Consider the following 24,692-nt stretch of genomic DNA (forward strand, 5'->3'; position numbering starts at 1 on the left):
TCCATGGACAATCTGCAGACACAGGGCATCAGCCTGCCGCAGCTCGGGCTCGGCACCTTCCGCATGCAGGGCGATGCCTGCCGCGCGGCGGTCGAGAGCGCGCTCGGGCTCGGCTACCGGCATATCGACACCGCCGAGATGTACGGCAATGAGGAGGCGATCGGGGCCGCGATCGCCGACGCGAAGGTCGCGCGCAAGGACCTGCATGTGACCACCAAGGTCTGGCACGAGAACCTGGCGCCGGATGCGATCCGGAGAGCGTTCGACACCAGCCTGAAGAAGCTGCGTCTCGACCACGTCGACCTCTATCTGGTGCATTGGCCGTCGCGGAACATGAAGCTGCCGGCTGTCTTCGAGACGCTGATGCAGCTGAAGCAGGAGGGCCGCACCCGCGCGATCGGCGTCGCCAATTTCACCACCGCACTGCTCAAGACCGTTGTCGAGGACATCAAGGCGCCGATCGCCTGCAACCAGATCGAATATCACGCGATGCTGGACCAGACGCCGGTGCGCAAATGTCTCGCCGCGAAGTCGATCCCGCTGGTGGCCTATTGTCCGCTCGCCCAGGGTCGTTTCGCAACCGACGAGACGCTGGCGAAAATCGGCAGCAAGCATGCTGCGACCGCAGCGCAGGTGGCGCTGAAATGGCTGCTCGACCAGGAGGGCGTTGCGGCCATACCGAAGGCCTCGCGCGCAGAAAGCCAGAAGGCCAATCTCGACGCGCTGAAGGTCAAGCTCGACGACGACGACCGCAAGGCGATCGCTGCGCTGCGCAAGGACATGCGCTGCGTCAATCCGGGCTTTGCTCCGGCGTGGGACTGAGTCCTGCGAGCATCGGATGAGGACGTAGAACAAGAAAATGGCTCCGCGAGGAGCCATTTCCGTTGTGTCGGTCTATCGTATGTGTCGGTACTTAGTAGCGGTCCCGCCTGATCACCATCGCGCGGTCATGGTCGTGATGCCAGCCGCGATGCCAGCCACGGTCATGGCGCATCTCGGCCCGCGAGCCCCAGCCACGATCCCAGTGGTGATGGCCGCCGCGCTTGATCACGACGGTCTCGGCGCTCGCGATCGACGGAACGGCCACTGCAAGGGCACCAATCGCCGCAAGAACAAAACCAAACTTTTTCATCTCATCCTCCTCAAATGATGCGAGGAGGCAACCGTGCAGGCGTTGAAACGTTCCTCAGGAACCGAGTGAGTTTTCTGAACGCTTGTTCAGCAACGGCCCCAACGCAACGCTCGCCGCGCGTTCGCTGCACAACCGATGCGTGAGCGTGGCTGCATCTTTCGGTGGCCTTGCCTAACCCCGGCGTCCGACGCATCATCGCGCCATAAGTATCAATGTTTGGGGGGACGTTGCCGTGGGTGAATTTTCACGCCGGGATTTTTTGAAAGGTACGGGATCGGCCGCTGCTGCTGTGATCGCAGGGCCGGCCGCTGCGGCGATGGGGCCGGACGACAAATTCGACCTCGTGATCAAGAGCGGCGACGTGATCGATCCCAGCCAGTCGCTGCGCGGCAAGCGCGACATCGGCATCCGCTGGGGTCTGATCGAGGCGATCGAAGACGAGATCCCTGCCGCGCGCGCCGCCAAGACCATCGACGCATCGGGCAAGCTCGTGATGCCGGGCCTCGTCGATTTGCACTGCCACGTCTATCCCTACGGCTCGGCGATCGGCATTCCCGCCGACGAGCTGGTGCAGTTCCAGGGCACCACGACCGTCGTCTCGGCCGGCGATGCCGGCGTCAACAATCTCGCGGCGCTGCGGCGCTTCATCGTCGCGCAATCGCGGACGCGGATCTATGCCTTCGTCCATATCGCCAACAACGGCCTGTCGGCCTTCCCGGTGGCCGAGCTCTACAACATCGACAACGCCCAGGTCGAAGCCTGCGCGATGGCGCTCGCCGAGAACCCTGACTTCCTGATCGGGGTCAAGGTGCGGATGTCGGAAAACGTCATCTTCAAGCACGGCGTCGAGCCGCTGAAGCGCGGCATCCAGGCCTGTGAGATGTGCGGCTGGCCGGCGCGGATGATGGTGCATATCGGCGGCGTCGAGACCAGGGAGTTGATGTCCGGCATCCTCGACCTGCTGCGGCCGGGCGATATCCTCACCCACGCCTATTCCGGCGCGCCGAACATGTCCGGCGCCTTCACCAACATCGTGCAGGACGGCAAGCTGTTGCCGGCGGCGCTCGCGGCCAAGCAGCGCGGCGTGCTGTTCGACGTCGGCCATGGCGGCGGCAGCTTCGATTTCACGGTGGCCGAGATCGCGATCCCTGCCGGCTGCACGCCCGACACGATCTCCTCCGACATCCACGTGTTCTCGGGCAATTCGCCCGGCATCCCGTTCCTGCCGAACGTGATGAGCAAGTTCCTGGCGATGGGCTCCTCGCTGGAGCAGGTGGTGGCGATGGCGACCTCGGTGCCGGCGCGGATCATCAACCGGACCCCGAAAATCGGCACGCTGCAGCGCGGCGCGCCCGGCGATGTCGCGATCATGGACCTCATCGAAGGCCCGGTCTCCTTCGTCGACACCCGCAACAACAAGCGCGACGGCAATCTGCAACTGAAGCCGGTGCAGACCGTGGTCAACGGCGTGCCGTTCGGCCGGCCCTATCAGGCGCCGTTTTCGGTACGATAGCGGCAAGCCCCGCCGGCTTCCTGTCATTGATACTTGTCAAGGACAGGAAATCCCGCTCGTCGATGATGAGCTATCATGAGGGGCATGTCGTGACCGGGAATCGTTCCTCCATAGACCGATCGGTACGTTCTTCCGCGCCTGGCGGTGCGACGTTTTCCGAAAGCGATTTCCTCCTGCAGCTGGGCGCGGCTGTGCGCGGGGCACGGGCGAATATCGGTATGACACGTCGCGAGCTCGCCCGCCGATCCGGCGTGTCGCAGCGCTACATTGCTCTCATAGAATCGGGCAAGGGCAACGTCTCGATCGTGCTGCTGCTGCGCATTTTGAACGCGTTCCGCAGTGACGCGCCCAAAGCGGCCTGACCGGGAAGGGGAGGATCACGCCGATGGGTGAACTCGTTCTTGCTGCCAAGGTCAGCCACGTACCGTCCCTGATGCTGTCGGAACGCCCGGATCACCCACTGCATGACGCGCGGGCCGGCGCGGTCGCGGCATTGCATGAGCTCGGCCGGCGCGCCAGAGAACGCGGCGTGTCCACCTTCGTGGTGTTCGATACCCATTGGCTGTCCAATTTCGGCTACCACGTCAACGCCAATACCCGGCATCGCGGCTCGTTCACGAGCCACGAGGCACCGCAGATGATCAAGGACCTGCGCTACGACTGGCCGGGGAATACCGCGCTTGCGGAAGCGATTGCACGCGAGGCGGCAGGCGACGGCCTCAATGTGATGGCGCACCGCGTCGAAAGCCTCGGTCTTGAATACGGCACCATCGTCCCGATGCACTACCTGAACCAAGATGGCTCGGCCAAGGTCGTGTCCGTCGCATCGCCGCTCTTCACGTCGATCGAGGAAAGCAGGCTGCTCGGCGAGGCGACCCGCCGTGCGGTCGCGCTGTCCGGCGAGCGGGTCGCGCTGCTCGCCAGCGGATCGCTGTCGCATCGGCTATTGCCGAACAAGCAGCTCGGGCCCGAAGCCTGGACGTCGATCGCCAGTGAATTCAACCGCCAGGTCGATCTGCGCGTTCTCGAGCTGTGGCAGCAGCGCCGTTACCGGGAGTTCCTCGACATGCTCCCGGATTACGCCACGAGGTGTAACGGCGAGGGCGGAATGGCCGATACCATCATGCTGTTTGCCGCGCTGGGCTGGTACGATTTTCGTGGCGCCGCCGAGCAACTCTGCGACTACTTCCCGTCGAGCGGCAGCGGCCAGGTGCATGTGGAATTTCACCTGACCGCGTGAGACGGCGAATGCGGATCGCTAGCCGCGCTTCTCCACATTGCTGCTGCGCGCCGGCACGCCGAACTCCTTGCGGCACACTTCGGCCAGCACCGCGACGCCTTCGCGGATCTGCTCATGCGAGGGGCTGGCGAAGCAGAGGCGGAGCCGGCTGCCGGAATGCGCCTTGCTGGTCGACCATTCCGGTCCCGGATTGATCGAGACCCCGGCGGCAAGCGCCGCCTGATAGAGCTTCATGGTGTCGACATTGTCGGGCAGCTTGACCCAGAGGAAGATGCCGCCCTTCGGCGCCTCGAATTCGGCCGCAGTGCCGAACTGCTCGTTCAGCGCCTCCATCAGCGTGTCGAGCTTGGCGCGCAGGCCCTTGGTCAGCCGCGGCACGTGGGTCGCAAAATGCGGCGCGCAATATTCCGAGAGCACCATCTGCTCCAGCGCGCCGGAGCCGGCGTCGGTCTTCAGCGGCAGCATCCGCGACATGATTTCCCAGGGCGCGACGATGAAGCCGACCCGCAGCGCCGGCGCGATCGACTTCGAGAACGAGCCGATATGGATCACGCCGCCATGCTTGCTCATGGCATAGATCGCGGGCGGCCGTTCGCCGTTCCAGATCAGATCGGCATAGCAATCGTCCTCGAAGATCGGCACGCCGTATTCTCTCGACAGCTTCAGCATCTCGGCGCGGCGGCTTTCGGGGAGGATCGAGCCGGTCGGGTTCTGCACGGTCGGAATGGTGTAGATGTATTTCGGCGTGATGCCGCGCCGCTTGTGATCGGCGAGCGCTGCGGCCAGCGCATCGATCCGGATGCCGTCGCCATCGAGGGGAATGCCGACCGCGCTGACGCCGAGCCGGGTCAGCCGGTTCAGCGAACCCTGATAGGTTTCCTGCTCGATCAGCACGGTGTCGCCCTTGGCGAGCAATGTGTGATTGACCAGGTCGAGCGCCTGCAGCGAGCCGGAGACGATCATGATCTCGTCCGGCGTGCAGGCAATGCCGGCATCGCGCTTCAGCTTTTCGGTCAGGAACTGGCGCAACGGCAGATAGCCCTGCGGCCCGTGCGCGAGGTTGTAGGTCGCGAGATTCCTGCCCTCGCGCTTCAGCACGGCATTGACGGCTTCCAGCAGCCCGTCGACCGGCACCTGGTCGGGATCGTTGTTGCCGCCGACGAAGCTGTATTTGGCGAGCCCGGTCCAGCGCGCGGCCGGCGCAGGCAGGCCGGCCGGAAGCAGCGGTGCAAAGTCGAACTGGGCTGAGGTGGACATGGACGTTTCGCTCCGTGTTGTTGTCGTTGAGAAGGCCCGTGGTAGGGGGCCCTCCATGAAGTCAATTCTTGCCGGTCAGCCTGATCGGGCGACCCTGGCTGATGAAGGCATAGTGCCCGGCACCGACGCTGCCGACCATCAATGCCTCGACCGCCGGTTCCGCGATCTCGCCGGCCGCCGCCCAATCGACCACGAAATTCGCGCCGGTGCCGCCGCGGGTATCGGTCGTGGCGATCGAGATCTCGACGGTCGCAAACGGTTTTAGCGCGATCGGCGATTTGAGGTAACTCTCCACCATCTTGCCTGATGTGTCGAAATAGGCGATCCGCTTCAGCACCAGCGGCCTCGTCTCGGAGGCGTTGTGCACGCTGAGCGTCACCGAAAAATCGGCCCTGAGCTTGCCCTGGCTCATCGACACGCTGGAATAGACCGGCACGTAGAATGCACCGGAGGCGGTGAGGCCTTCCGATGGCATCGCGGTCAGCGAGTTCGCAAAATTTTGTTCAATACTTCCGGGGGATTGTGCTAGCGCCTCTGTCATGCGCACGGTGGGCAGGCAGAGCAAAACTGCCAAGAAAATGCCGCCTGCGCGGATGTGACACATTGCTCGGTTGATCCTCACGCCCGGCCCTCTAGGTTGCGGCAACAGGAAGTCTTTGACGTATGCATGAACTCATTCGCGATATCACGCTCTGTATCCTGTTTGCCTGGGGGATTGGGCTGCTCGCCCATTTCTCCCGGCAACCGCTGATACTGGCCTACCTTATCGCCGGCTTTTTCATTGGTCCATTCGGCATGGGCTGGATCAAGTCCCAGGAGTCGATCAGCGTCATCTCCGAGCTCGGCCTGATCTTCATGCTGTTCATGATCGGGCTGGAAATCGACCTCAAGAAGATCATCCGTGCCGGCAAGGTCATCCTGTTCGCCGGCGCCGGCGAGCTGATCGGCGGCTGCCTGATCGGCGTGGCGTTCTTTGCCGGGATCGGGCTTGCGATTGGCGGCGGCAAGTTCGATGCGGTCTATCTCTGCGTCGCCTGCGCGCTGTCCTCGACCGTGATCATCGTCAAGGTGCTCTACGAGAAGCGCGAGCTGGATACGTTGCCGGGCCGCATCACGCTCGGCGTGCTGGTGCTGCAGGACATCTTCGCGATCCTGTTCCTGGCGGTGCAGCCGAGCCTGGACAATCTGCAGATCAGCGTCGTGCTGCTGTCGATCGCCCGCGTCGCGGTGCTGGTCGCGACCGCGCTGGTGCTCAGCCGCTACGTGCTGCCGCGGCTGTTCCACCAGATCGCGCGCCGGCCCGAGCTGGTGCTGCTCGGCGCGCTCGCCTGGTGCTTCCTGATCGGCGAGATCGCCGAGCGGCTGCATCTGTCGCGTGAGATGGGCTCGCTGGTCGCCGGCGTCTCGATCTCGACCTTTCCCTACGCGCTCGACGTTACTGCCAAAGTCACGACACTGCGGGATTTCTTCATCACGCTGTTTTTCGTCGCGCTCGGCATGACGATCCCGATCCCAGGCTTACAGGTGATCTGGCTCGCGCTTGTCATCGCGGCCTTCACGGTGGTGAGCCGCCTGGTCACGACGTTCACGCCGCTCTATCTGATGAAGCAGGGCCTGCGCGCCAGCCTGCTGCCGGCGATCAATCTGGCGCAGATTTCCGAGTTCTCGCTGGTGGTGATCCAGACCGGCGTTGCCGCCAACCATATCGGGACCGAAACCGCGAATGCGGTCTCATTCGCCTTCGTGGTGCTGGCGGTGCTCTCGACCTTCGCGATGGCCCGCAGCGACCAGATCGTGCGCGGCCTGATCGGTCCGTTGAAGCGGATCGGGCTGCGTGACCTCGACCATCGACGCGAGGGCGGCGGCGCGTCCGGGCAGGAGGGCGGCCAGGAGGAGGGACATGGCGAAATCCGGCGCATCGTCATCCTCGGCTTTTTCCGCGCCGCGAGCGCGCTGATCAGCCAGATCGAGCGGCAGAACCAGTCGTTGCTCGAGCAGATCAGCGTCATCGACTTCAACCCGCTGGTGTTCCGCACGCTGACCGACCGCGGCATGCATGTGATCTATGGCGACATCAGCAATGTCGATACGCTGGTTCATGCCGGCATCGGCAAGGCCGAGATCATCATCCTGAGCGTGCCTGATTTCCTCTTGGTCGGTGCCGACAATGAGAAGCTGGTGCGCCACGTCCGCGCCCTGAACCCGACCGCGAAGGTTGTTGCCACCGCCGATCTCCTGACCGGTGTCGACGACCTCTACACCGCCGGCGCCGACTACGTCACGGTGACCCGGCTCAGCGACGCCGGCGAGCTCTATTCGGTGATCGAGGCCGCCGATGCCGGCCTGCTCGACGACAAGCGCGCCGAGCTGGACGCCCAGCTCAGCGACCGGCGCGAGGTGCTGCCGTAGGCGAGCATGATCCGGAAAAGTGGGGACCGGTTTTCCGACAAGATCATGCTCAAACAAGGCAGCCTTGTAGCCCGGATGGAGCGAAGCGAAATCCGGGGACCGCGCACGCGGAAATGTCCTTCGCTCCATCCGGGCTACAGGCTCCTGTCACCGTCCTGGTATGCCTGCCGGACGCATGGCGGGTTGCATAATGATACTGGCGCTGACATCGGAACCCGGCTAATCCACTGCCTGCATAAAGCGAGATGTCAGGACAATGGCCGATACGATCCAGGAAGTGCTGCAAGCCTTTGCGAAGGGTGAACTCGTCGTCGTCACCGACGATGACGATCGGGAAGGCGAGGGCGATTTGATCGTCGCGGCGTCGTTCTGCACGGCGGAAAAGATGGCCTTCATCATCCGTCACACCTCCGGCATCGTGTGCGCGCCGATCACGACCGAGGATGCCCGCCGGCTGCGGCTCGACCCGATGGTGGCGCATAACGAGTCCAACCACACCACGGCCTTCACCGTCTCGATCGACTACAAGCCCGATGGCGGCACCGGCATCTCCGCCGACGAACGCGCCTCCTGCTGCCGCGCGCTCGCCAATCCCAACGCCGGCGCCAACGATTTTGCGCGCCCCGGCCACATCTTCCCGCTGATCGCGCGCGACGGCGGCGTGCTGCTGCGCTCCGGTCACACCGAGGCTGCGGTCGATCTGTGCCGGCTCTCCGGCCTGCCGCCGGTCGGCGTCATCAGCGAGCTGATGAACGACGATGGAACCGTGATGAAGGGCGAGCAGGTCGCGAAATTCGCCGCCGCCCACAAGCTCAAGCATGTCACGATCGCGGACATGATCGCCTATCGCCAGGCGCGCGAGAAGCTGATCGAGCGGGTCGCGACCTTCACCACCGAAAGCCCGATCGGCCCGCTGCAAGGCTATGCCTATCGCTCGCCCTTCGACGAGATCATGCATGCCGCCTTCGTCTATAACGGCATCGGGGATGGCCGGGACGTGCTGACCCGGCTGCACAAGCCCAATATCGTGACAGACCTCTTCACCGGTCCGGCGCGGATGGAAGCCGTGTTGCGGCACTTCAAGGATGCCGGCCGCGGCGTGCTGGTCTATCTGCGCGACGGTGCCGCCGGTGTTCCGGTCCAGCCGGTGAGCGAGCAGAAATCGGCGGAGGCCGATCGCAACAAGCAATGGCGCGAGGTCGGCGTCGGCGCACAGATCCTGCGCGATCTCGGCATCACCTCGATCCGCCACCTGACCTCTTCGGTGCACGACTACAAGGGTTTGTCCGGTTTCGGCATCGAGATCGTGTCGAACGAGAGGCTGGAGTGCTAGCATAGCACCCGTCATTCCGGGGCGATGCGTCAGCATCGAACCCGGAATCTCGGGATTTTACGCTCTCGCGTGCCCCGGAATGACGACAACCCAATTCAATTGCGCTTCGCAGCATAGCGCTTTAATTTATCCGCCAATTTCCGAGAGACGATGCGAAAGGATGTTTCATGAGCGTGCGCCCCCAGGCCAAGGACAAGCCGGCTGCCGCCAGCTTCCAGTGGGATGATCCGTTCCTGCTCGACGACCAGCTCACCGAAGACGAGCGCCTGATCCGCGACACGGCGCGGGCCTATGCGCAGGACAAGCTGTTGCCGCGGGTCACCAAGGCCTATCTGGAAGAGAAGACCGACCGCGAGATCTTCAACGAGATGGGTGAGCTCGGCCTGATCGGCGTGACGCTGCCCGAGGAATATGGCTGTGCCAATGCGAGCTACGTGGCCTATGGCCTGGTGGCGCGCGAGATCGAGCGCGTCGATAGCGGCTATCGCTCGATGAACTCGGTGCAGTCGTCGCTGGTGATGTATCCGATCTACGCCTATGGCGACGAGAACCAGCGCAAGAAGTATCTCCCCAAGCTCGCGACCGGCGAATGGGTCGGCTGCTTCGGCCTGACCGAGCCGGACGCCGGTTCCGATCCCGGCGGCATGAAGACTCGTGCCGAGAAGGTGGCCGACGGCTACAAGCTCAACGGCGCCAAGATGTGGATCTCGAATGCGCCGATCGCCGACGTGTTCGTGGTGTGGGCCAAGTCGGCCGCCCATGACAACCAGATCCGCGGCTTCATCCTGGAGAAGGGCATGAAGGGCCTGTCGGCGCCGAAGATCGGCGGCAAGCTCTCGCTGCGTGCCTCGATCACCGGCGAGATCGTGCTCGACAACGTCGTGGTGCCGGAAAGCGCACTGCTGCCCAACGTCTCCGGCCTCAAGGGCCCGTTCGGCTGCCTCAACCGCGCCCGCTACGGCATCTCCTGGGGCGCGCTCGGCGCCGCCGAGGATTGCATGCACCGCGCACGTCAGTACACGCTCGACCGCAAGCAGTTTGGCCGCCCGCTCGCCGCCACCCAGCTGGTGCAGAAGAAGCTCGCCGATATGGAGACCGAGATCGCGCTCGGCCTGCAGGCCTCGTTGCGCGTCGGCCGCCTGATGGACGAGGGCAAGATGGCGCCCGAGATGATCTCGATCGTCAAGCGCAACAATTGCGGCAAGTCGCTCGACATCGCCCGCATGGCGCGCGACATGCACGGCGGCAACGGCATCCAGATCGAGTATCACGTGATGCGTCACGCCGCGAACCTCGAGACAGTGAACACCTATGAGGGCACGCACGACGTCCATGCGCTGATCCTCGGCCGCGCGATCACCGGCATCCAGGCGTTCTCGTAAAGCGGCGCCCACCTAAACGTCGTCATGGCCGCGCTTGTCGCGGCCATCCACGTCTTGGGGCTCGCAACGTGGATGCCCGGGACAAGCCCGGGCATGACGAGTTCAAAGAGAATCCGGACATCACGGACAAAAGCCATGGCCGACAACGACGACATCCCGTTCAACCGCGATTTTCCGCTGAAGGCCGGCGTGGTCGAGCAGGTCCGCCCCGGCGTGCGCCGTGTCCTCTGCAACAATCCGAGCCCGTTCACCTTCACCGGCACGGTCAGCTACATCGTAGGTCAGGGCAAGGTCGCGATCATCGATCCCGGTCCCGACGATGAGGCGCATGCGAAGGCGCTGCTCGATGCGGTCAAGGGCGAAACCGTGACGCATATCCTGGTCACCCATACCCATCGCGACCATTCGCCGAACACGCCGCGGATCAAGGCTGCGACCGGCGCGCCGGTCTATGCCGAGGGGCCGCACCGCGCCTCGCGCCCGCGCTTCGAAAGCGAGAAGCACAATCCGGAATCCGGCGCCGACCGCGATTTCCGGCCCGACATCGAGGTCAAGCACGGCGACGTGATCGAGGGCGCGGGCTTCGCGCTGGAGGCGGTCGCGACGCCCGGCCACACCGCCAACCACCTGGCGTTCGCGTGGGCCGAGCGCAGCATCAATTTCGTCGGCGACCATGTGATGGGCTGGTCGACCTCGATCGTGGCGCCGCCGGACGGTTCGATGATCGACTACATGGCCTCGCTGGAGCGGCTGGAGCAGCGGCCCGAGCAGATCTATTTCTCGGGCCACGGCCCGGAGATTCGGGAAGGCCCGCGCTATGTCCGTTTCCTGGCGCGGCATCGCCGGGCGCGCGAAGCGTCGATCCTGCATCGCCTCGGCAAGGGCGAGGCCGACATCCCGACCATGGTGCGGGCGATCTATATCGGGCTCGACCCGCGCCTCGCCAATGCCGCCGGCTATTCGGTGCTGGCGCATCTGGAGGATCTGGTCGCGCGCGGCATCGTGGCGACGGATGGCGATCCGGTGATCGGCGGAACGTACCGGATAGCCTGACTGTCATTCCGGGGTTCGCGCTGCGCGCGCCCCGGAATGACGAGGTGAATCACTTCTTCACCGACTTCGCCGGCGGCGCCTTCGGCGCGACCGGGGCCGCCTTCTTCGCCGGCTTGGCGTTTTCGTTGTCGGCGGCGGAGTTGAGGTCCTCGATCAGCTTCTTGACGCGCGCGGCATTGCTGCCGAGATCGGCGTCGAAATAGCGCGAGGCGGAGCGGATATCGACGCGCGAGTCCTCGTCGTCGGGCGTGACCCGGATCGAGACGTCCTCGCGGAAGCCCATGATCGGCGTGCGGGCCACCGCCTCGATGCGGCCGATCCGGCGCGGCGGCTGCGGCGCGCGTGCGTCGATGACGAGCCATTTGCGGCGGTTCACCAGCCGCAAGGTCATCTCATAGGCACGGTCGACCGGGGTTTCCAGTTCGACGGTTTCGATATCGGGATAGGCGGCGCGCTGCTTCTCGGCCGAATAGAGGCCGGCATAGGCGGCCGGGTTGGTGCCTTCGCCGGTGCGCAGCCGCGCCAGCGCCTCGAATTTCGGCGGGTCGATCGCGTCGGTGGTGACGTCGTAGATCCGCGGCAGCTTGCGGTACTGATAGGTGAGATAGGCCGGGTAGCCGAGGATCGCGGCGTCGATCAGGAACGCGAGCAGGATCCGGCCCATGCCGCGGGTGCCGTTCTGCCAGATCGCGGCGAAGGCGGCCAGCCCGAGCAGGATCGACAGGCCGGCCAAGCCCAGCGCGCCGAAGAAGGTGGCCAGCGCCGGTTTGACCTCCAGGAACCCGAAGCGAACGATGATGATCGAGACCACCACCGCGACGACGGAGAAGATGGCGAGGTTGCGCGACCAGGTGGCGAGACCGGACACGGGCTCCTGCTGGTAGGGAGCGGAAAACCTGCGCGCCATCGTCGAAAAATCTGCCGGTTGAGATGTCCTTGGGCGACCTCAGCCGCCGCCAATGATCGTGTGAGACCACGGACCTGCGGCGAATTCAAGGGATTTGGGGGACGAAGCGTCCTGGACAGGCGGCCATGCCCCGGCCACGGCGTCAACCAGGGTCATTCAAGCCGCAGCAGCTTCGTAGCCCGGATGGAGCAAAGCGAAATCCGGGGCAGGTCTTTCCGTCGAACGCCGAACCCCGGATTGCGCTTCGCTCCATCCGGGCTACGGTTTTCCCTACGCCGCGGCGGTCGGGAAGGTGTAATCCTTGAACTGGTCGCGCAGCGCGGTCTTCAGGATCTTGCCGGTCGCGGTGTGGGGGATGCCGTCGACGAAAGCGACGTCGTCGGGCATCCACCATTTGGCGATCTTGCCGTCCATGAATTTCAGGATGTCCTCGCGGGTGGCGCTCTCGCCCTGCTTGAGCTGCACGATCAGCAGCGGCCGCTCGTCCCATTTGGGGTGATGGACGCCGATCACGGCCGCTTCCGCGACCGCCGGGTGGCCGACCGCGAGGTTCTCGAGATCGATCGAGGAGATCCATTCGCCGCCGGACTTGATCACGTCCTTGGAGCGGTCGGTGATCCGCATGTAGCCGTGCTCGTCCATCGTCGAGACGTCGCCGGTGTCGAAAAAGCCGGCATCGTCGAGGATGTTGCTATCGACCCGGAAGTAGGCTTTTGCGATCGCGGGGCCGGAGACCTTGAGACGGCCGAAGGTCTTGCCGTCCCACGGCAGCTCCTTGCCGGCATCGTCGGTGATCTTCATCTCCACGCCGAACGGCGGGTAGCCCTGGGTCTGCAGGATGTCGAGCCGCTCCTCGCCGGTGCGCGTGTTGAATGGCGGCTTCAGCGTGGCCAGCGTGCCGAGCGGGCTCATCTCGGTCATGCCCCAGGCGTGGCGCACCTGGCTGCCCATGTCGAGGAACGCCTTGATCATCGAGCGCGGCATCGCCGAACCGCCGCAGATCACCATCTGCAGATCCGGCAGCTTGACATTGTTGGCCGCCATGTATTGCAGCAGCATCAGCCACACCGTCGGGACACCCGCGGTATGGGTGACCTTCTCGGTCGACAGCAGTTCGTATACCGAGGCGCCATCGAGCTTCGGGCCGGGCATCACCAGCTTGGTGCCCATCGACGGCGCGGAGAACGCGATGCCCCAGCTGTTGGCATGGAACAAGGGCACCACCGGAAGCATTGTGTCCGACGCGGAGGTGCCGAGCGCGTCCTTCGAGTTGGCCATCAGCGCGTGCAACACGTTGGACCGGTGCGAATAGAGCACACCCTTGGGATCGCCCGTCGTGCCGGAGGTGTAGCACATCGCTGCGGCGGTGTTCTCGTCGAAGGTCTTCCACTCGAACTTGCCGTCGGATGCCGCGATCCAGTCCTCATAGGCGACCGCGTTCTTCAGCGTGGTCTGCGGCATGTGCGCCTTGTCGGTCAGCACCACGTAGCGCTCGACGCTCGGCAGCTGGCTGGCGATCTTCTCCAGCACCGGAACGAAGGTGAGGTCGGTGACGACGATGCGGTCCTGGGCGTGGTTGACGATCCAGGCGATCTGTTCCGGAAACAGTCGTGGATTGACCGTATGGCAGATCGCGCCGATCCCCATGATGCCGTACCAGACCTCGAGGTGGCGCCAGGTGTTCCAGGCGATGGTGGCGACGCGATCGCCGAGCTTGATGCCGTCGCGCTCGAGGCTCTGCGAGACCTTCAGCGCGCGCGCATGGATCTGGGCGTAGTTGGTGCGATGAATGGGGCCTTCGACCGACCGGGTCACGACTTCCTGCGTGCCGTGATATTTGGCGGCGTGCTCAATAATCTTGTGACATAGCAAGGGCCAATCTTGCATCAAGCCAAGCATACGCAAATCCCTCCTCGATCCTCACGCATGATCCGCCGGCATCTTGGACGGCCGGCAGTAAAATCATGGAACTGACATGAACTGTAGCGCGGAGAAAGCAAGCCGAAAATGGCCTGATGGCGCGTTTCGTCGCGGGGGCGCGGCAATGGTTACCGCTGCCGCCGCGCTGCTCTGCCTTGGCATGCAAGCGGGGCCCGCGCAGGCCGGCCGCGGCGCGCCTGGCTTTCCCTGGGACGATCTGTTCGGCACCCGGCCGCACAGGGCGCACAAGGCGGTCCGCCGCTCAGCGGTGCCGCTGCCGAAGCCACGCCCCGCGGAGGCGCCGGCAGCAACTGACGCGCCTGCGGCAGCTCACGCGCCTGAGGCAGCTCACGCGCCTGTGGCCGCGGAGCCCGAGCCGCCAGCGGCTGCGGCACCGCCACAGGCCGCGCCTGCCGAGGCTGCCAGGCCCGGCGAGACGGCCAGGCCGACCGAAGCAGCCAAGCCTGCCGAGCCTCAGAGGCCGCAGCTTTCGGCCTGCCGGCAGGCGCTGACCGAGGAGATCGCGATCGCGCCGAGCATTCCGGATATCCACGGCGCCGGCGGCTGCGGCGGCGAGGATCTGGTGCGGCTCGAGGCCATCGTGCTGCCGGACAAGCGCAAGGTCGCGGTCAAGCCCGCGGCGATCCTCCGCTGCAAGATGGCAAGTGCAGTCGCCGACTGGGTCCGCACCGATATCGCGCCGCTGGCGCAGAGCCTCGGGGGCGGGATCAGCAATCTCGACAATTTCGACTCGTTCGAGTGCCGCGGCCGCAACCGCATCGCCGGCGCGCAGCTCTCCGAACATGGCCGCGCCAATGCGCTCGACGTGCGCGCCTTCGGTCTCGCCAACGGCAAGTCGATCTCGCTGACCGACCGCAGCGTGCCGCGCGATCTGCGCGAGACCGTGCTGCATTCGGTCTGCGCCCGCTTCTCCACCGTGCTCGGCCCGGGCTCGGACTGGTACCACGAGGACCACGTCCATCTCGACCTGATCGAGCGTCGCAACAATTACCGGATCTGCCAGTGGAACGTTGACGATCCTCTGCCGCGTGTCGCGCCGCTGTTGCCGGCCGAGCGCCCCGGAGAGGCGCCGCCGCGCGAGGTCGCCGCAAAATCGGACGCGTCCAAGCCGGACTCATCCAAGCCAGACCGATCCGAAGCCGACCGCGGCAAGGCCGATGAGCCGGATGCGGCGAAATCAGATGATGCGGCCGCGCCCGACGGCGCTGCCGAGACCAAGCCGCAGCCAACAAAAAAGCGCCGGCAAAGCCGGCGCCTTTGATCGCGATTGCTGCGACGTGATTGCGATCAGTAGGTCGTGCCGCCGGCGCCCTGCAGGGCCATCTGCGGCTTGTAGGGCGAGTCGCCGTGCTTCGGCTCCAGCACCACGACGATGGTGCCGAGCTTGACGCGGTTGTAGAGGTCGATGACGTCCTCGTTGGTCATGCGGATGCAGCCCGAGGAGATCGACGAGCCGATGTATTCCGGCTGGTTGGTGCCGTGGATGCGGAACAGCGTGTCCTTGCCGCCCGAGTAGAGATACATCGCGCGCGAGCCCATCGGATTGTCCGGGCCGGGGGCCACGAAGGTCGGAACGCCGAGGCGCGAGATTTCGCCGGGGGTGGGATGCCAAGCCGGCCATTCGGTCATGCTGCCGACCTTGGCAATGCCGGACCATGCCATGGCTTCTTCGCCGACGGTGATGCCGTAGCGGATCGCCTTGCCGTCGTTCAGCACGTAGTAGAGGTAATGGTTGTCGGAATCGACCACGATCGAGCCGGCGGCTTCCTTGCGGTGATATTCGACGATGGCGCGGCGGAACGGCTCGGCCACCGGCGTCTTGACGTAGCTGGTCTTGGCCAGCAGTTCCTTGTCATGCGGCTTGAAGGCGGCGGTGTTGGTGGCCTCATAGGTTGTGGCCTGCATGCAACCCGACAACATCAGGCCTGCGGCCAGGATCCCAAAGGTAACTTTGAACGACGACATGATTACGTTCCAATCGAAAATCCGCGCCTCAAAGCGCCACGATTGCGCCCTAAACGCCACGATTCCATGACGGGCATTATTGCCGAAACGTGCCATTATTCCCAGAGTTTAGATGCCTTTCCCGCATCGCGGGACGTCGCCTGTGGCTTTTTTGCCGCAAGTCTTCTGGTGTGGGGCCAGTTTTTGTGCAAACAGGCAACGCTTGTTCAATCGATGCTGCTTCGACGTCACATTCACCGCCGCCTTGCCGCCACAAAGGTGGATGTCCGGTTAATCGCCCGGTCATGAAGCGCCAGCCAGAATCGCGCTAAGTCGACGGGTCTTGCCAGCCCTGTTCCCAATCCTGTGTCTCGGAGTTCGTGATGCTGTCGGTGTTCGTTCCCTCCGATTTCTCTCTCAAGAAGGCCGCCGTCACCGACCTCGGCGTGCTGCCGGAGGGCGCGGTCTGGGTCGACCTGGTGAACCCGACCGTCGAGGAGGACCGGGCCGTCGAGAAGCTCGCGGGGATTGCGGTTCCGACCCGGGAAGACATGCAGGAGATCGAGATCTCCAGCCGGCTCTATATCGAGAACAGCGCGCGCTACATGACCGCGACGCTGATGTGCCAGTCTGACACCGATATGCCGCGCACCACGGCGGTCACCTTCATCCTGACCGGCCATCGGCTGGTCACGGTGCGCTACGACCTGCCGAAGCCGTTCGCACTGGTCGAGAACAAGCTGGCCCGGGCCTGTTCCCCCGGCCTCACCGGCGAGCAGGTGCTGATGGAACTGCTGGATGCGGTGATCGACCGCTGCGCCGACATTCTGGAGCGCTGCGGGGCCGACATCGACCAGGTCTCCCATGACATCTTCGAACCGGAGAGCCAGCGCCACGGCCACGCCAAGCAGTATTCGCAGATCCTGATCGCGATTGGCCGCAAGGGCGACCTGACCTCGAAGGTCCGCGAAAGCCTGGTCTCGATCGGCCGCCTCGTCACGTTCCTTTCGGCGATCGTGGAGGGCGTGAAATGGTCCAAGGACATGCGCGAGCAGCTCAAGACCATGCAGCGTGACGTGGCCTCACTGACCGACCACGCTTCCTATCTCTCCAACAAGATCACCTTCGTGCTCGACGCCATGCTCGGCGTGGTCAATCTGGAACAGAACAACATCATCAAGCTGTTCTCGGTGATGGCGGTGGTGCTGATGCCGCCGACGCTGATCGCCTCGGTCTACGGCATGAATTTCAAGGCAATGCCGGAACTCGAATGGGCGCACGGCTATCCGTATGCGCTGGTGCTGATGCTGATCGCGGCGATCGTGCCGTACTGGATTTTCAAGTGGAAAAAGTGGCTGTAGCGCTGGTTCCACACGTCGCGTTTTGGGACGCGCTTTCTGCCTTATTTCCTCTGCTAAAATTTGAGCGTTGCGCTGAACGTTTGGGCGAAACTTGTCTGCGATAACGCCCGCCTCGAAGCCGGAGGACAGCAATGGTTGAGAAGATCATAACGCCACGGCGTAACGTCATCGACTTTGCGCGCTATCAACACGACCGCGCAGCAGGCAAGGTGCAGGCGATCTCGCCGAGACTTTGCCGCTACTGTGGCGCTGCGTTGCTGGATGGCGAGGACGAAGACGATTGCTCCAGCGCGTTGAACGACATCGCGCTGCAGCCGCTTGAGAAGAAATCTCGTCGGTTTTATGCGGACTAGAGGCTGAGGCCTTTTGGAGGCAGAAGCCTCGTCTGCGTCGTTACGCCTACAATCGAAGCAATCCCAACGTGACGGCCGCGGCGGCGGCCGGGATCGCCTCGAACCTCTCGCTTCCTTCCCCGAAATAACATCCAAACCACAGCTCAGACGTGCTGGCCACCGTTGATGTGGATCTCGGCGCCGTTCACGTAGGAGCTGGTTTCCGTGCACAGCACGTAGATGATCTTGGCGACCTCGTCCGGAGTGCCAAGGCGATGCATCGGGATTTGCTGGTCGACGATCTTCTCGGTGCCCGGCGACAGGATCGAAGTATCGATCTCGCCCGGTGCGATCGAATTGACGCGCACGCCGACGCGGCCGAAGTCGGATGCCATTTCCCGCGTCAGTGAAGCCAGCGCGGCTTTCGAGGTCGCATAGGCAACGCCGGCGAACGGATGCACGCGCGAGCCGGCGATCGAGGTGACATTCACCACCGCGCCCTTGGCGTGCCTGAGCTCGTCGATCAGTCCACGGGCCAGCATGATGGGCGCGAAGAAGTTGACGCGGAACACGTGCAGCCACGTCTCGATATCGGTGTCCATGGTCCCGAGCCGCGCGCCGCCCGCCCCCTTCGGCGAGATCGCGGCATTGTTGACCAGCGCGTGCAACTCGTCGTTCACCAACCGTTTGCGGATCTCGCTGATGGCGCGAACCGTGTCGTCATGGTCGCCGAAATCGACCTCGATGTGATCTTCCGGTCCAGCGCCCCAGGGGCAGACTTCCGGAAATGCATGCCGCGAGCAGGTGATGACGCGCCAGCCGGCGGAAGCAAACCGGATCGCGGTGGCGTGACCGATGCCGCGGCTGGCACCGGTCAGGAGCAGGGTACGGCGCGGCGCGTTGGAAGGAGGGGACATGGTGTCTTTCAGGTTGGCGTCTTTTAAGCTGTCGTCATCACGGATAGAGCCGCACCTTCGACCATGCGCTGCCGGCGCCGTCGCGGCGGAATTCGATGCGGTCGTGCAGGCGGAACGGGCGGTCGTGCCAGAACTCGAAGCGCTGCGGCGTGATCCGCCAGCCGCTCCAGCCCGGCGGACGCGGCACCTCGCCGATGACGTATCTCGCGCCGGCCTTGGCGATCGCCTGCTCGAACGCGAAGCGACTCTCCAGCGGCTGCGATTGCTTGCTGGCCCAGGCGCCGATTTGCGCCTGCTTCGGCCGGGTGGCGAAATAGGCGTCGGCCTCGGCGTCCGTCACCGGCGTCACCGCCCCGCGGATGCGCACCTGACGGCGCAGCGATTTCCAGTGAAACAGTAAAGCGGCCTTAGGGTTTGCGGCCAATTCGCGGCCCTTGGCGCTGGCAATGTGGCTGTAGAACACGAAGCCGTCGGCATCGAAGCCCTTCATCAGCACCATCCGCACGTCGGGCAGCCCGTCGGCATCGACGGTTGCGAGCGCCATCGCGTTCGGATCGTTCGGCTCGGACTTGACCGCTTCCGCAAACCATTCGCCGAACAGGGCGAACGGCTCCTCCGCCGCGGTGAAATCACCCGATGTTAACGGTGTCGGGTGTTTGATGGAGGTCGTGTCGGTCATGTCAGGAGTCCCGATTTGCATTCGCCCGCGTCCGAGAGCGCGTTTCTAGCCCTATATAGGGCATGGGCGCGCGTTGGCCTATCGGCGATCCACCCTGCGGGCGCGGTGGTGACCTTGATCCTGATCGGCGTCGGTGCAAGCGGCTGCAGCCTGTCGCGCACCGATGCTTTCGCCAAGATGGACGACAAGGATGTGACGGGCTCGATCAACCCGACCCAGGTCAGCGCAGTGATGCCGACCGACAGCGATCTCGCGTTTGCCCGCAACGCCGCCTCCGACGTGCTGACCAAGGGCGACAAGGATTCCAGCCAGCCCTGGGAAAATCCCCAGACCGGCGCACGCGGCTCGGTGACGCCACTGGCCCAGGCCTATGCGGGCGAGGACGGCAAGACGTGCCGGGATTTTCTCGCCAGCTATGTCAATGGAGCCACCGAGACCTGGCTGCAGGGCGCCGCCTGCAAGTCTGGACAAGGCCGGTGGCAAATCCATAGCCTGAAGCCTTGGAGTAAGTCCTGAAAGTTCCGGCCGATGCCGGCGCCAAGCTAGTTGCAAAAATGCCACTGAGCCCCCACATGAAGGCAAAGTGGGCCCGGATGGGTTCCCGGCCACAACTGATTTTCCCGTGAAGGAGACGTGACGGATGCGCGACCCCTATGAGGTCTTGGGGGTGCAGCGGAGCGCCAGCGCTGCGACGATCAAGAGCGCCTATCGCAAGCTCGCCAAGAAGCATCACCCTGATAACAACAAGAATGACCCGAAGGCGGCTGCCCGCTTTGCGGAGATCAACACGGCCAACGAGATCGTCGGCGACGAGGACAAGCGCAAGCAGTTCGACCGCGGCGAGATCGATGCCGACGGCAAGCCGCGCTTCCAGGGATTCCCCGGCGGCGGCGCCGGCGCCGGCGGCCGTGCCGGTCCCGGCGGCTTCGAGTACAGTTTCCGCGGCGGCCCCGGCCCCGGCGGCGGCATGGGTGGCGGCAGCTTCGAGGACATCCTCAACAGCATGTTCGGCAACGCCGCGCGTGGCGGCGCTGGCGCGCGCGGAGGGCGGGCCAGCCCGTTTGAATTCGAAGGCGGCGGGGTCGGCGTCGACCTCGATCTTTCGGTCGCCATGACGGTGTCGCTGGAGGAATCGGCGGGGGGCGGCGACAAGCGCGTCCGCCTGCCGACCGGCCGTGAGCTCAACGTCAAGATCCCGCCCGGCGTCACCGCAGGCCAGCAGATCCGGCTGAAGGGGCAGGGCGACACCGCGCAAGGCCACCCGCCCGGCGACCTCCTGATCACGATCTCGATCGCGCCGCATCCGTTCTTCAAGGTCGACGGCAACGATCTCCGGATCGATCTGCCCATTACCCTCTACGAGGCGGTGCTGGGCGGCAAGGTCCGCGTGCCGACGCTCGGCAGCGCGGTCGAACTGTCGATCCCGAAGAACACCTCGAGCGGCCGTACCTTCCGCCTCAAGGGCAAGGGGCTGTCGAAGGCGGGCGCCGTCGGCGACCTCTATGTCACGACCCGCATCATCCTACCCGACGGGAACGATGCCGAGCTTGAGGCATTGATGCAGACGTGGCGGGAGCGAAATTCCTACAATCCGCGCAGCGATCTCGGCTGACCGCCGAGAGCGCGCCCCAAAAGACGCAAGAGACGCGAAACTGCACCACCCCGGACTCTATCGGGGTAGACGCAGCCGTTGCGAGGGCGTCAATGGATGACCGGCCGTCCGAAGTCCAAAATCTGCGGCGTGCAGATCGGACTCCGGAGAAAGAGTGCGGCCTCGAGAGGGGGACCAGCGCGGTACACAAAACCCCAATCGAGGCCGCGTGCGCCGATCGGCGGATCGGGCGCGGATCATCTTCGCGTGAGCATCCGGTACGACAATGAGACGCGTCCATGACGCGAATCGAAATTTTCAATGTCGGAATTGGGACGCCGAGTGAGGCTGGATTCACTTGCTCGAAACGGCACAATGGAGGCGGCTGATCGCCCCGTAAATCTACGGGAGATCAGCCGCCGTTCTTCTCCATCTGATCGTAGACGGCCTGCGCGACCTGGGTCAGGCGCGTGCGGTCGGTGCCGCCGCTGACGACATAGGCGACGCCGCGATCGGCCCAGAACAGCGCGCCGTCGCCGCCCTGGACGGCATAGCGCATCTGGGTCGCCTCGGTTTTCGCCTTGGCGGTGTAGACCGTGAAGCGCTCGCCGGACGTGCTCTCATACATCAGGAACGACGCCGGCCCGCTCGGCCCCGGCAGCAGGCGGCCGCCGACCAGCTTCAGCCCGGTGAGGTCGGGCGCGCGGACGTCCCAGCCGCAGCGCTTGGTCAGCCATTGCTGCAGATGGTCGCGCTCGCTGCCCGGCACCTCGACGGGATGACGGACCTCGACCACGTAGAGCCGGTGCGCATCCAGCGCATCGAGCGTGAAGCTCTGGAAGGCCGACGGCGTCGCCGCGGCGCCGCGCGCGATCCAGCCGACGCCACCGCCGGCGATGAAGGCCATCAGCGTCGCCGCCACCGCGCCATAGACCCAGCGGCGCGGCTGGCGCACCAGCCGCTCGAGCTCGAGCCGCTTCGGCACCGCCTCGTCCAGCACCGTGTCGTAGCGCGCATGCAATGTCTCGGCCATCGCGCGCCATGACTGCACCCGCGCCGCGTCGTCGGGATGCGTGGCGAGCCACGCCTCGACATCGCCACGGCGTTCGGCCGGCAGCTCGTTGTCGACGTACGCGTGGAGCTCGTCTTCGGTGACGGGGATGTTCGGGTCGGTCATATCAATCGTCTCTGCCAAATCTTGTTCGAAAAACGTTCATGCATAACATCTGTCATCGCGCACATTATCATTTCACCCGCCGGAGCGCCGGGCGCTGGCCCTCGATCGAGGCCCGTACATGGGCGCGCGCGCGGGCGAGGCGGGACATCACCGTGCCGATCGGCACGCCCTGGATGTCAGCGACCTCCCGGTAGCTCATGCCCTCCAGCATCACGAGCAGCAGCACCGAGCGCTGCTCCTCGACCAGCGTCGACAGCGCGCGTTCGATGTCGCGTCCCTCGGCCTCGGTGCCGCTGGCGTCGGCATTGTTGTCGAGCAGCGGCATGAAGGCCGGCCGCCGCGCCAGCGAGCGCCTCCGGTTCTTGTTCAGATTGGTCAGGATCGTGTACAGCCAGCTCCTGACGTCGCCGCCGAGAAACAGCCGCTCCGAGCGCAGCGCGCGCACCAGCGTGTCCTGCACCAAATCATCGGCGATATCCGAGTCACGCACCAGCGCGCGCGCATAGCGGCGGAGCGCTGGAATCATGGCTTCGACACTTTGACGAAACGCGGTCATGCATCCCAGTCTTCGATGGTTGCGGCGATAGCCGCCTTGCTCAACATAACACCCTAACGGCGTGGCTATTCCGGTTGCACCGAGCTGTGCGCATAGCGCCTCGGCTGCGGCCGATTTGGGCTTGTCGCCAGCCGAAGTGCTGGTGTACCTCCGGGCCAGAAAAATTCGAAGCGAATGCCGGTGCCAACGATCTACTACATCCGCCACGGCGAGACCTCATGGAACGCCGAAGGCCGGCTTCAGGGCGTGCAGGATATTGCTCTCAACGAGCGCGGCCGCGCCCAGGCGGCACAATCCGGCCGCATCCTCGCGGATCTCCTGGCGCGCGACGGCCATGACAAGACGACGCTGCCGTTCGTCGCAAGCCCACTGCTCCGGGCCCGCGCGACCATGGAGCTGGTGCGCACCGAGCTGGGCCTGCCGCCGGGCGACTACGCCCTCGACGCGCGGCTGCGCGAGATCGCTTACGGGACGTGGGAAGGCTCGACGTTGGCAGAGGCGCAGGCCGCCGACCCCGTCGTCTATGCCCGCCGCCTGGCCGAGAAGTGGACGGTGTCGCCGGAGGGCGGCGAGAGCTATGTCGACGTGCAGGCGCGGATGACCGAGTGGTACGGCTCGGTGACGTCGGACACCGTCGCCGTCGCCCATGGCGGCACGGCGCGGGCGCTGATGGTGGCGCTCGGCTTCGAGACGCCGGCCTCGGCCGCCGACCTCACAATCGAGCAGGGAGCGGTCTACGTGTTCAGCGCGGCTGGCCTGCGGAAATATAGTTAAGGGCGCCCGGCCAGCCACGTCCTTGGGGTCATGAAACCCGTTTGACGCTGCCGACCCTGCGCGTTACGACACGCTATGTCCTTCAATACTTTCGGCCATATGTTCCGCGTCACGACCTTCGGCGAGAGCCATGGGGTCGCGATCGGCTGCGTGGTGGACGGCTGCCCGCCGATGATCCCTCTGACGGTGGAGGAGATCCAGCGCGACCTCGACCGCCGCCGGCCCGGGCAGTCGCGTTTCACCACCCAGCGCCAGGAGCCGGATGCGGTGAAGATACTGTCCGGCGTGATGGCGCATCCGGAAAGCGGCGTGCAGGTCACGACCGGCACGCCGATCGCGCTCCTGATCGAGAACACCGACCAGCGCTCGAAGGATTATTCCGAGATCAAGGACAAGTTCCGCCCCGGCCATGCCGACTTCACCTATGAGGCGAAATACGGCCTGCGCGACTATCGCGGCGGCGGGCGTTCCTCCGCGCGCGAGACCGCTACCCGCGTCGCGGCGGGTGCGATCGCGCGCAAGGTCCTGCCCGAGGTGAAGGTGCGCGGCGCGCTGGTGCAGATGGGCCCGCACAAGATCGACCGCGAGAAGTGGGACTGGGACGAGATCGCCAACAACCCGTTCTTCTGTCCCGACAAGGACAAGGCGGCGTTCTTCGAAAGCTATCTCGACGGCATCAGGAAGAGCGGCTCCTCGATCGGCGCCGTCATCGAGGTCGTCGCCGAGGGCGTGCCGGCCGGGCTCGGCGCGCCGATCTACGCCAAGCTCGACAGCGATCTGGCTTCCGCGATGATGAGCATCAACGCGGTCAAGGGCGTCGAGATCGGTGCCGGCTTCGGCGCCGCCGAACTCACCGGCGAGGAGAACGCCGACGAGATGCGGACCGGCAACAACGGAACGCGTTTCCTCTCCAACCATGCTGGCGGCATGCTCGGCGGCATCTCGACCGGCCAGCCGGTGGTGGTGCGCTTTGCGGTCAAGCCGACGTCCTCGATCCTGACCACGCGCCGGACCGTGGACCGCAAGGGCGCCGACACCGACATCCTGACCAAGGGCCGCCACGACCCCTGCGTCGGCATCCGCGCGGTGCCGGTGGGCGAGGCCATGATGGCCTGCGTGCTGGCGGATCATTTTCTGCGCGACCGCGGGCAGACCGGGCGCTAAGGCGCGATCACTGCGCCTTAGCTTCTTGTT

Annotated in this window: 25 protein-coding genes; 15 read left to right on the forward strand and 10 right to left on the reverse strand. The window is 64.9% G+C overall.

Features of this window, described 5'->3' with window-relative positions:
* Positions 1–3: 3 nt before the first annotated feature.
* A complete protein-coding gene (locus tag JQ573_RS04625; protein WP_212311508.1) occupies positions 4–822 on the forward strand; it encodes an aldo/keto reductase in 819 nt (272 codons plus the stop codon).
* 91 nt (positions 823–913) lie between these two features.
* Here the strand turns inward: JQ573_RS04625 and JQ573_RS04630 are convergent, their stop codons facing one another.
* The gene (locus JQ573_RS04630) at positions 914–1,132 is read right to left on the reverse strand and encodes a hypothetical protein (RefSeq protein WP_212311507.1); all 219 of its coding nucleotides are present in this window, start codon (positions 1,130–1,132) and stop codon (positions 914–916) included.
* Between the two features lie 232 nt (positions 1,133–1,364).
* On the opposite strand from JQ573_RS04630, the gene JQ573_RS04635 reads away from it, so the two are divergent.
* From JQ573_RS04635 to hpaD, 3 genes are all read left to right on the forward strand, one after another.
* Positions 1,365–2,645 (forward strand): amidohydrolase family protein, encoded by a 1,281-nt coding sequence (locus tag JQ573_RS04635; RefSeq protein ID WP_212311506.1) that lies wholly within the window; start codon positions 1,365–1,367, stop codon positions 2,643–2,645.
* 62 nt (positions 2,646–2,707) lie between these two features.
* Positions 2,708–3,007, forward strand: coding sequence for a helix-turn-helix domain-containing protein (locus tag JQ573_RS04640; RefSeq protein ID WP_249131213.1), 300 nt, complete (start codon positions 2,708–2,710; stop codon positions 3,005–3,007).
* A 23-nt stretch (positions 3,008–3,030) separates the two neighbouring features.
* Positions 3,031–3,885, forward strand: a complete 855-nt coding sequence (gene hpaD / locus JQ573_RS04645; protein WP_212311505.1) for a 3,4-dihydroxyphenylacetate 2,3-dioxygenase — start codon at positions 3,031–3,033, stop codon at positions 3,883–3,885.
* An 18-nt stretch (positions 3,886–3,903) separates the two neighbouring features.
* On the opposite strand, the gene JQ573_RS04650 is transcribed toward hpaD, so the two are convergent.
* On the reverse strand, positions 3,904–5,142 hold the full coding sequence (locus JQ573_RS04650) for a PLP-dependent aminotransferase family protein (RefSeq protein ID WP_212311504.1): 1,239 nt from the start codon (positions 5,140–5,142) through the stop codon (positions 3,904–3,906).
* Between the two features lie 61 nt (positions 5,143–5,203).
* The gene (locus JQ573_RS04655; RefSeq protein ID WP_409334630.1) at positions 5,204–5,746 is read right to left on the reverse strand and encodes a DUF3124 domain-containing protein; all 543 of its coding nucleotides are present in this window, start codon (positions 5,744–5,746) and stop codon (positions 5,204–5,206) included.
* 59 nt (positions 5,747–5,805) lie between these two features.
* Between JQ573_RS04655 and JQ573_RS04660 the strand changes: the two genes are divergently transcribed.
* The 4 genes from JQ573_RS04660 (at position 5,806) to JQ573_RS04675 (ending at position 11,319) form a co-directional block, all read left to right on the forward strand.
* Positions 5,806–7,551: a cation:proton antiporter gene (locus tag JQ573_RS04660; protein ID WP_212311503.1), complete on the forward strand. Its 1,746-nt coding sequence runs from the start codon at positions 5,806–5,808 to the stop codon at positions 7,549–7,551.
* Between the two features lie 256 nt (positions 7,552–7,807).
* Positions 7,808–8,884, forward strand: a complete 1,077-nt coding sequence (gene ribB / locus JQ573_RS04665; RefSeq protein ID WP_050402376.1) for a 3,4-dihydroxy-2-butanone-4-phosphate synthase — start codon at positions 7,808–7,810, stop codon at positions 8,882–8,884.
* A 167-nt stretch (positions 8,885–9,051) separates the two neighbouring features.
* Complete coding sequence (locus JQ573_RS04670; RefSeq protein WP_173641390.1) at positions 9,052–10,266, forward strand: acyl-CoA dehydrogenase; 1,215 nt, start codon at positions 9,052–9,054, stop codon at positions 10,264–10,266.
* A gap of 135 nt (positions 10,267–10,401) precedes the next feature.
* Entirely contained in the window at positions 10,402–11,319 is a 918-nt protein-coding gene (locus JQ573_RS04675) for an MBL fold metallo-hydrolase (protein ID WP_212311502.1), read from the forward strand.
* A 49-nt stretch (positions 11,320–11,368) separates the two neighbouring features.
* On the opposite strand, the gene JQ573_RS04680 is transcribed toward JQ573_RS04675, so the two are convergent.
* The gene (locus JQ573_RS04680; protein WP_212311501.1) at positions 11,369–12,226 is read right to left on the reverse strand and encodes a DUF1499 domain-containing protein; all 858 of its coding nucleotides are present in this window, start codon (positions 12,224–12,226) and stop codon (positions 11,369–11,371) included.
* A 270-nt stretch (positions 12,227–12,496) separates the two neighbouring features.
* Positions 12,497–14,125 carry a fatty-acid--CoA ligase gene (locus tag JQ573_RS04685; RefSeq protein WP_212311500.1) on the reverse strand — a complete coding sequence of 543 codons (1,629 nt, stop codon included), beginning with the start codon at positions 14,123–14,125 and terminating at the stop codon, positions 12,497–12,499.
* A gap of 76 nt (positions 14,126–14,201) precedes the next feature.
* On the opposite strand from JQ573_RS04685, the gene JQ573_RS04690 reads away from it, so the two are divergent.
* Positions 14,202–15,428, forward strand: coding sequence for an extensin family protein (locus JQ573_RS04690; RefSeq protein ID WP_409334631.1), 1,227 nt, complete (start codon positions 14,202–14,204; stop codon positions 15,426–15,428).
* A gap of 26 nt (positions 15,429–15,454) precedes the next feature.
* Here the strand turns inward: JQ573_RS04690 and JQ573_RS04695 are convergent, their stop codons facing one another.
* Positions 15,455–16,132 carry a L,D-transpeptidase gene (locus tag JQ573_RS04695; RefSeq protein ID WP_212311499.1) on the reverse strand — a complete coding sequence of 226 codons (678 nt, stop codon included), beginning with the start codon at positions 16,130–16,132 and terminating at the stop codon, positions 15,455–15,457.
* 362 nt (positions 16,133–16,494) lie between these two features.
* On the opposite strand from JQ573_RS04695, the gene JQ573_RS04700 reads away from it, so the two are divergent.
* Both JQ573_RS04700 and JQ573_RS04705 read left to right on the forward strand, forming a co-directional pair.
* Complete coding sequence (locus JQ573_RS04700) at positions 16,495–17,472, forward strand: magnesium transporter CorA family protein (RefSeq protein ID WP_212311498.1); 978 nt, start codon at positions 16,495–16,497, stop codon at positions 17,470–17,472.
* A gap of 131 nt (positions 17,473–17,603) precedes the next feature.
* Entirely contained in the window at positions 17,604–17,825 is a 222-nt protein-coding gene (locus tag JQ573_RS04705; RefSeq protein ID WP_176532935.1) for a hypothetical protein, read from the forward strand.
* Between the two features lie 143 nt (positions 17,826–17,968).
* Here JQ573_RS04705 and JQ573_RS04710 read toward each other — a convergent pair whose 3' ends face one another.
* Together JQ573_RS04710 and pdxH are read right to left on the reverse strand one after the other, a co-directional pair.
* Positions 17,969–18,721 carry an SDR family NAD(P)-dependent oxidoreductase gene (locus JQ573_RS04710; protein ID WP_092124720.1) on the reverse strand — a complete coding sequence of 251 codons (753 nt, stop codon included), beginning with the start codon at positions 18,719–18,721 and terminating at the stop codon, positions 17,969–17,971.
* Positions 18,722–18,758: 37 nt separating this feature from the next.
* The gene (pdxH, locus tag JQ573_RS04715) at positions 18,759–19,400 is read right to left on the reverse strand and encodes a pyridoxamine 5'-phosphate oxidase (protein ID WP_212311497.1); all 642 of its coding nucleotides are present in this window, start codon (positions 19,398–19,400) and stop codon (positions 18,759–18,761) included.
* 108 nt (positions 19,401–19,508) lie between these two features.
* Here pdxH and JQ573_RS04720 point away from each other — a divergent pair, with 108 nt between their 5' ends.
* Entirely contained in the window at positions 19,509–19,916 is a 408-nt protein-coding gene (locus JQ573_RS04720; protein ID WP_212311708.1) for an RT0821/Lpp0805 family surface protein, read from the forward strand.
* Positions 19,917–20,040: 124 nt separating this feature from the next.
* Positions 20,041–21,012, forward strand: a complete 972-nt coding sequence (locus JQ573_RS04725) for a DnaJ C-terminal domain-containing protein (RefSeq protein WP_212311496.1) — start codon at positions 20,041–20,043, stop codon at positions 21,010–21,012.
* Positions 21,013–21,403: 391 nt separating this feature from the next.
* Here the strand turns inward: JQ573_RS04725 and JQ573_RS04730 are convergent, their stop codons facing one another.
* Together JQ573_RS04730 and JQ573_RS04735 are read right to left on the reverse strand one after the other, a co-directional pair.
* Positions 21,404–22,168 (reverse strand): anti-sigma factor, encoded by a 765-nt coding sequence (locus JQ573_RS04730; RefSeq protein WP_092124723.1) that lies wholly within the window; start codon positions 22,166–22,168, stop codon positions 21,404–21,406.
* 67 nt (positions 22,169–22,235) lie between these two features.
* A complete protein-coding gene (locus JQ573_RS04735) occupies positions 22,236–22,724 on the reverse strand; it encodes a sigma-70 family RNA polymerase sigma factor (protein WP_092124724.1) in 489 nt (162 codons plus the stop codon).
* Between the two features lie 174 nt (positions 22,725–22,898).
* Here JQ573_RS04735 and JQ573_RS04740 point away from each other — a divergent pair, with 174 nt between their 5' ends.
* Positions 22,899–23,498, forward strand: a complete 600-nt coding sequence (locus JQ573_RS04740; RefSeq protein ID WP_212311495.1) for a histidine phosphatase family protein — start codon at positions 22,899–22,901, stop codon at positions 23,496–23,498.
* Positions 23,499–23,573: 75 nt separating this feature from the next.
* Positions 23,574–24,662, forward strand: a complete 1,089-nt coding sequence (gene aroC / locus JQ573_RS04745; protein WP_212311494.1) for a chorismate synthase — start codon at positions 23,574–23,576, stop codon at positions 24,660–24,662.
* Positions 24,663–24,692: the final 30 nt, after the last annotated feature.

The sequence above is a fragment of the Bradyrhizobium sp. AUGA SZCCT0105 genome, from assembly GCF_018129565.1.
Taxonomy (GTDB): Bacteria; Pseudomonadota; Alphaproteobacteria; order Rhizobiales; family Xanthobacteraceae; genus Bradyrhizobium.

Coding starts and splice junctions, on each gene's coding strand:
- hpaD (WP_212311505.1), top strand. CDS start 3,031: ATGGGTGAACTCGTTCTTGCTGCCAAGGTCAGCCACGTACCGTCCCTG.
- JQ573_RS04625 (WP_212311508.1), top strand. CDS start 4: ATGGACAATCTGCAGACACAGGGCATCAGCCTGCCGCAGCTCGGGCTC.
- JQ573_RS04725 (WP_212311496.1), top strand. CDS start 20,041: ATGCGCGACCCCTATGAGGTCTTGGGGGTGCAGCGGAGCGCCAGCGCT.
- JQ573_RS04670 (WP_173641390.1), top strand. CDS start 9,052: ATGAGCGTGCGCCCCCAGGCCAAGGACAAGCCGGCTGCCGCCAGCTTC.
- JQ573_RS04640 (WP_249131213.1), top strand. CDS start 2,708: ATGATGAGCTATCATGAGGGGCATGTCGTGACCGGGAATCGTTCCTCC.
- JQ573_RS04740 (WP_212311495.1), top strand. CDS start 22,899: ATGCCGGTGCCAACGATCTACTACATCCGCCACGGCGAGACCTCATGG.
- JQ573_RS04685 (WP_212311500.1), bottom strand. CDS start 14,125: ATGCTTGGCTTGATGCAAGATTGGCCCTTGCTATGTCACAAGATTATT.
- JQ573_RS04630 (WP_212311507.1), bottom strand. CDS start 1,132: ATGAAAAAGTTTGGTTTTGTTCTTGCGGCGATTGGTGCCCTTGCAGTG.
- ribB (WP_050402376.1), top strand. CDS start 7,808: ATGGCCGATACGATCCAGGAAGTGCTGCAAGCCTTTGCGAAGGGTGAA.
- JQ573_RS04700 (WP_212311498.1), top strand. CDS start 16,495: ATGCTGTCGGTGTTCGTTCCCTCCGATTTCTCTCTCAAGAAGGCCGCC.
- JQ573_RS04695 (WP_212311499.1), bottom strand. CDS start 16,132: ATGTCGTCGTTCAAAGTTACCTTTGGGATCCTGGCCGCAGGCCTGATG.
- JQ573_RS04675 (WP_212311502.1), top strand. CDS start 10,402: ATGGCCGACAACGACGACATCCCGTTCAACCGCGATTTTCCGCTGAAG.
- JQ573_RS04735 (WP_092124724.1), bottom strand. CDS start 22,724: ATGACCGCGTTTCGTCAAAGTGTCGAAGCCATGATTCCAGCGCTCCGC.
- JQ573_RS04710 (WP_092124720.1), bottom strand. CDS start 18,721: ATGTCCCCTCCTTCCAACGCGCCGCGCCGTACCCTGCTCCTGACCGGT.
- JQ573_RS04655 (WP_409334630.1), bottom strand. CDS start 5,746: ATGTGTCACATCCGCGCAGGCGGCATTTTCTTGGCAGTTTTGCTCTGC.
- JQ573_RS04705 (WP_176532935.1), top strand. CDS start 17,604: ATGGTTGAGAAGATCATAACGCCACGGCGTAACGTCATCGACTTTGCG.
- JQ573_RS04690 (WP_409334631.1), top strand. CDS start 14,202: ATGAACTGTAGCGCGGAGAAAGCAAGCCGAAAATGGCCTGATGGCGCG.
- pdxH (WP_212311497.1), bottom strand. CDS start 19,400: ATGACCGACACGACCTCCATCAAACACCCGACACCGTTAACATCGGGT.
- aroC (WP_212311494.1), top strand. CDS start 23,574: ATGTCCTTCAATACTTTCGGCCATATGTTCCGCGTCACGACCTTCGGC.
- JQ573_RS04660 (WP_212311503.1), top strand. CDS start 5,806: ATGCATGAACTCATTCGCGATATCACGCTCTGTATCCTGTTTGCCTGG.
- JQ573_RS04730 (WP_092124723.1), bottom strand. CDS start 22,168: ATGACCGACCCGAACATCCCCGTCACCGAAGACGAGCTCCACGCGTAC.
- JQ573_RS04650 (WP_212311504.1), bottom strand. CDS start 5,142: ATGTCCACCTCAGCCCAGTTCGACTTTGCACCGCTGCTTCCGGCCGGC.
- JQ573_RS04680 (WP_212311501.1), bottom strand. CDS start 12,226: ATGGCGCGCAGGTTTTCCGCTCCCTACCAGCAGGAGCCCGTGTCCGGT.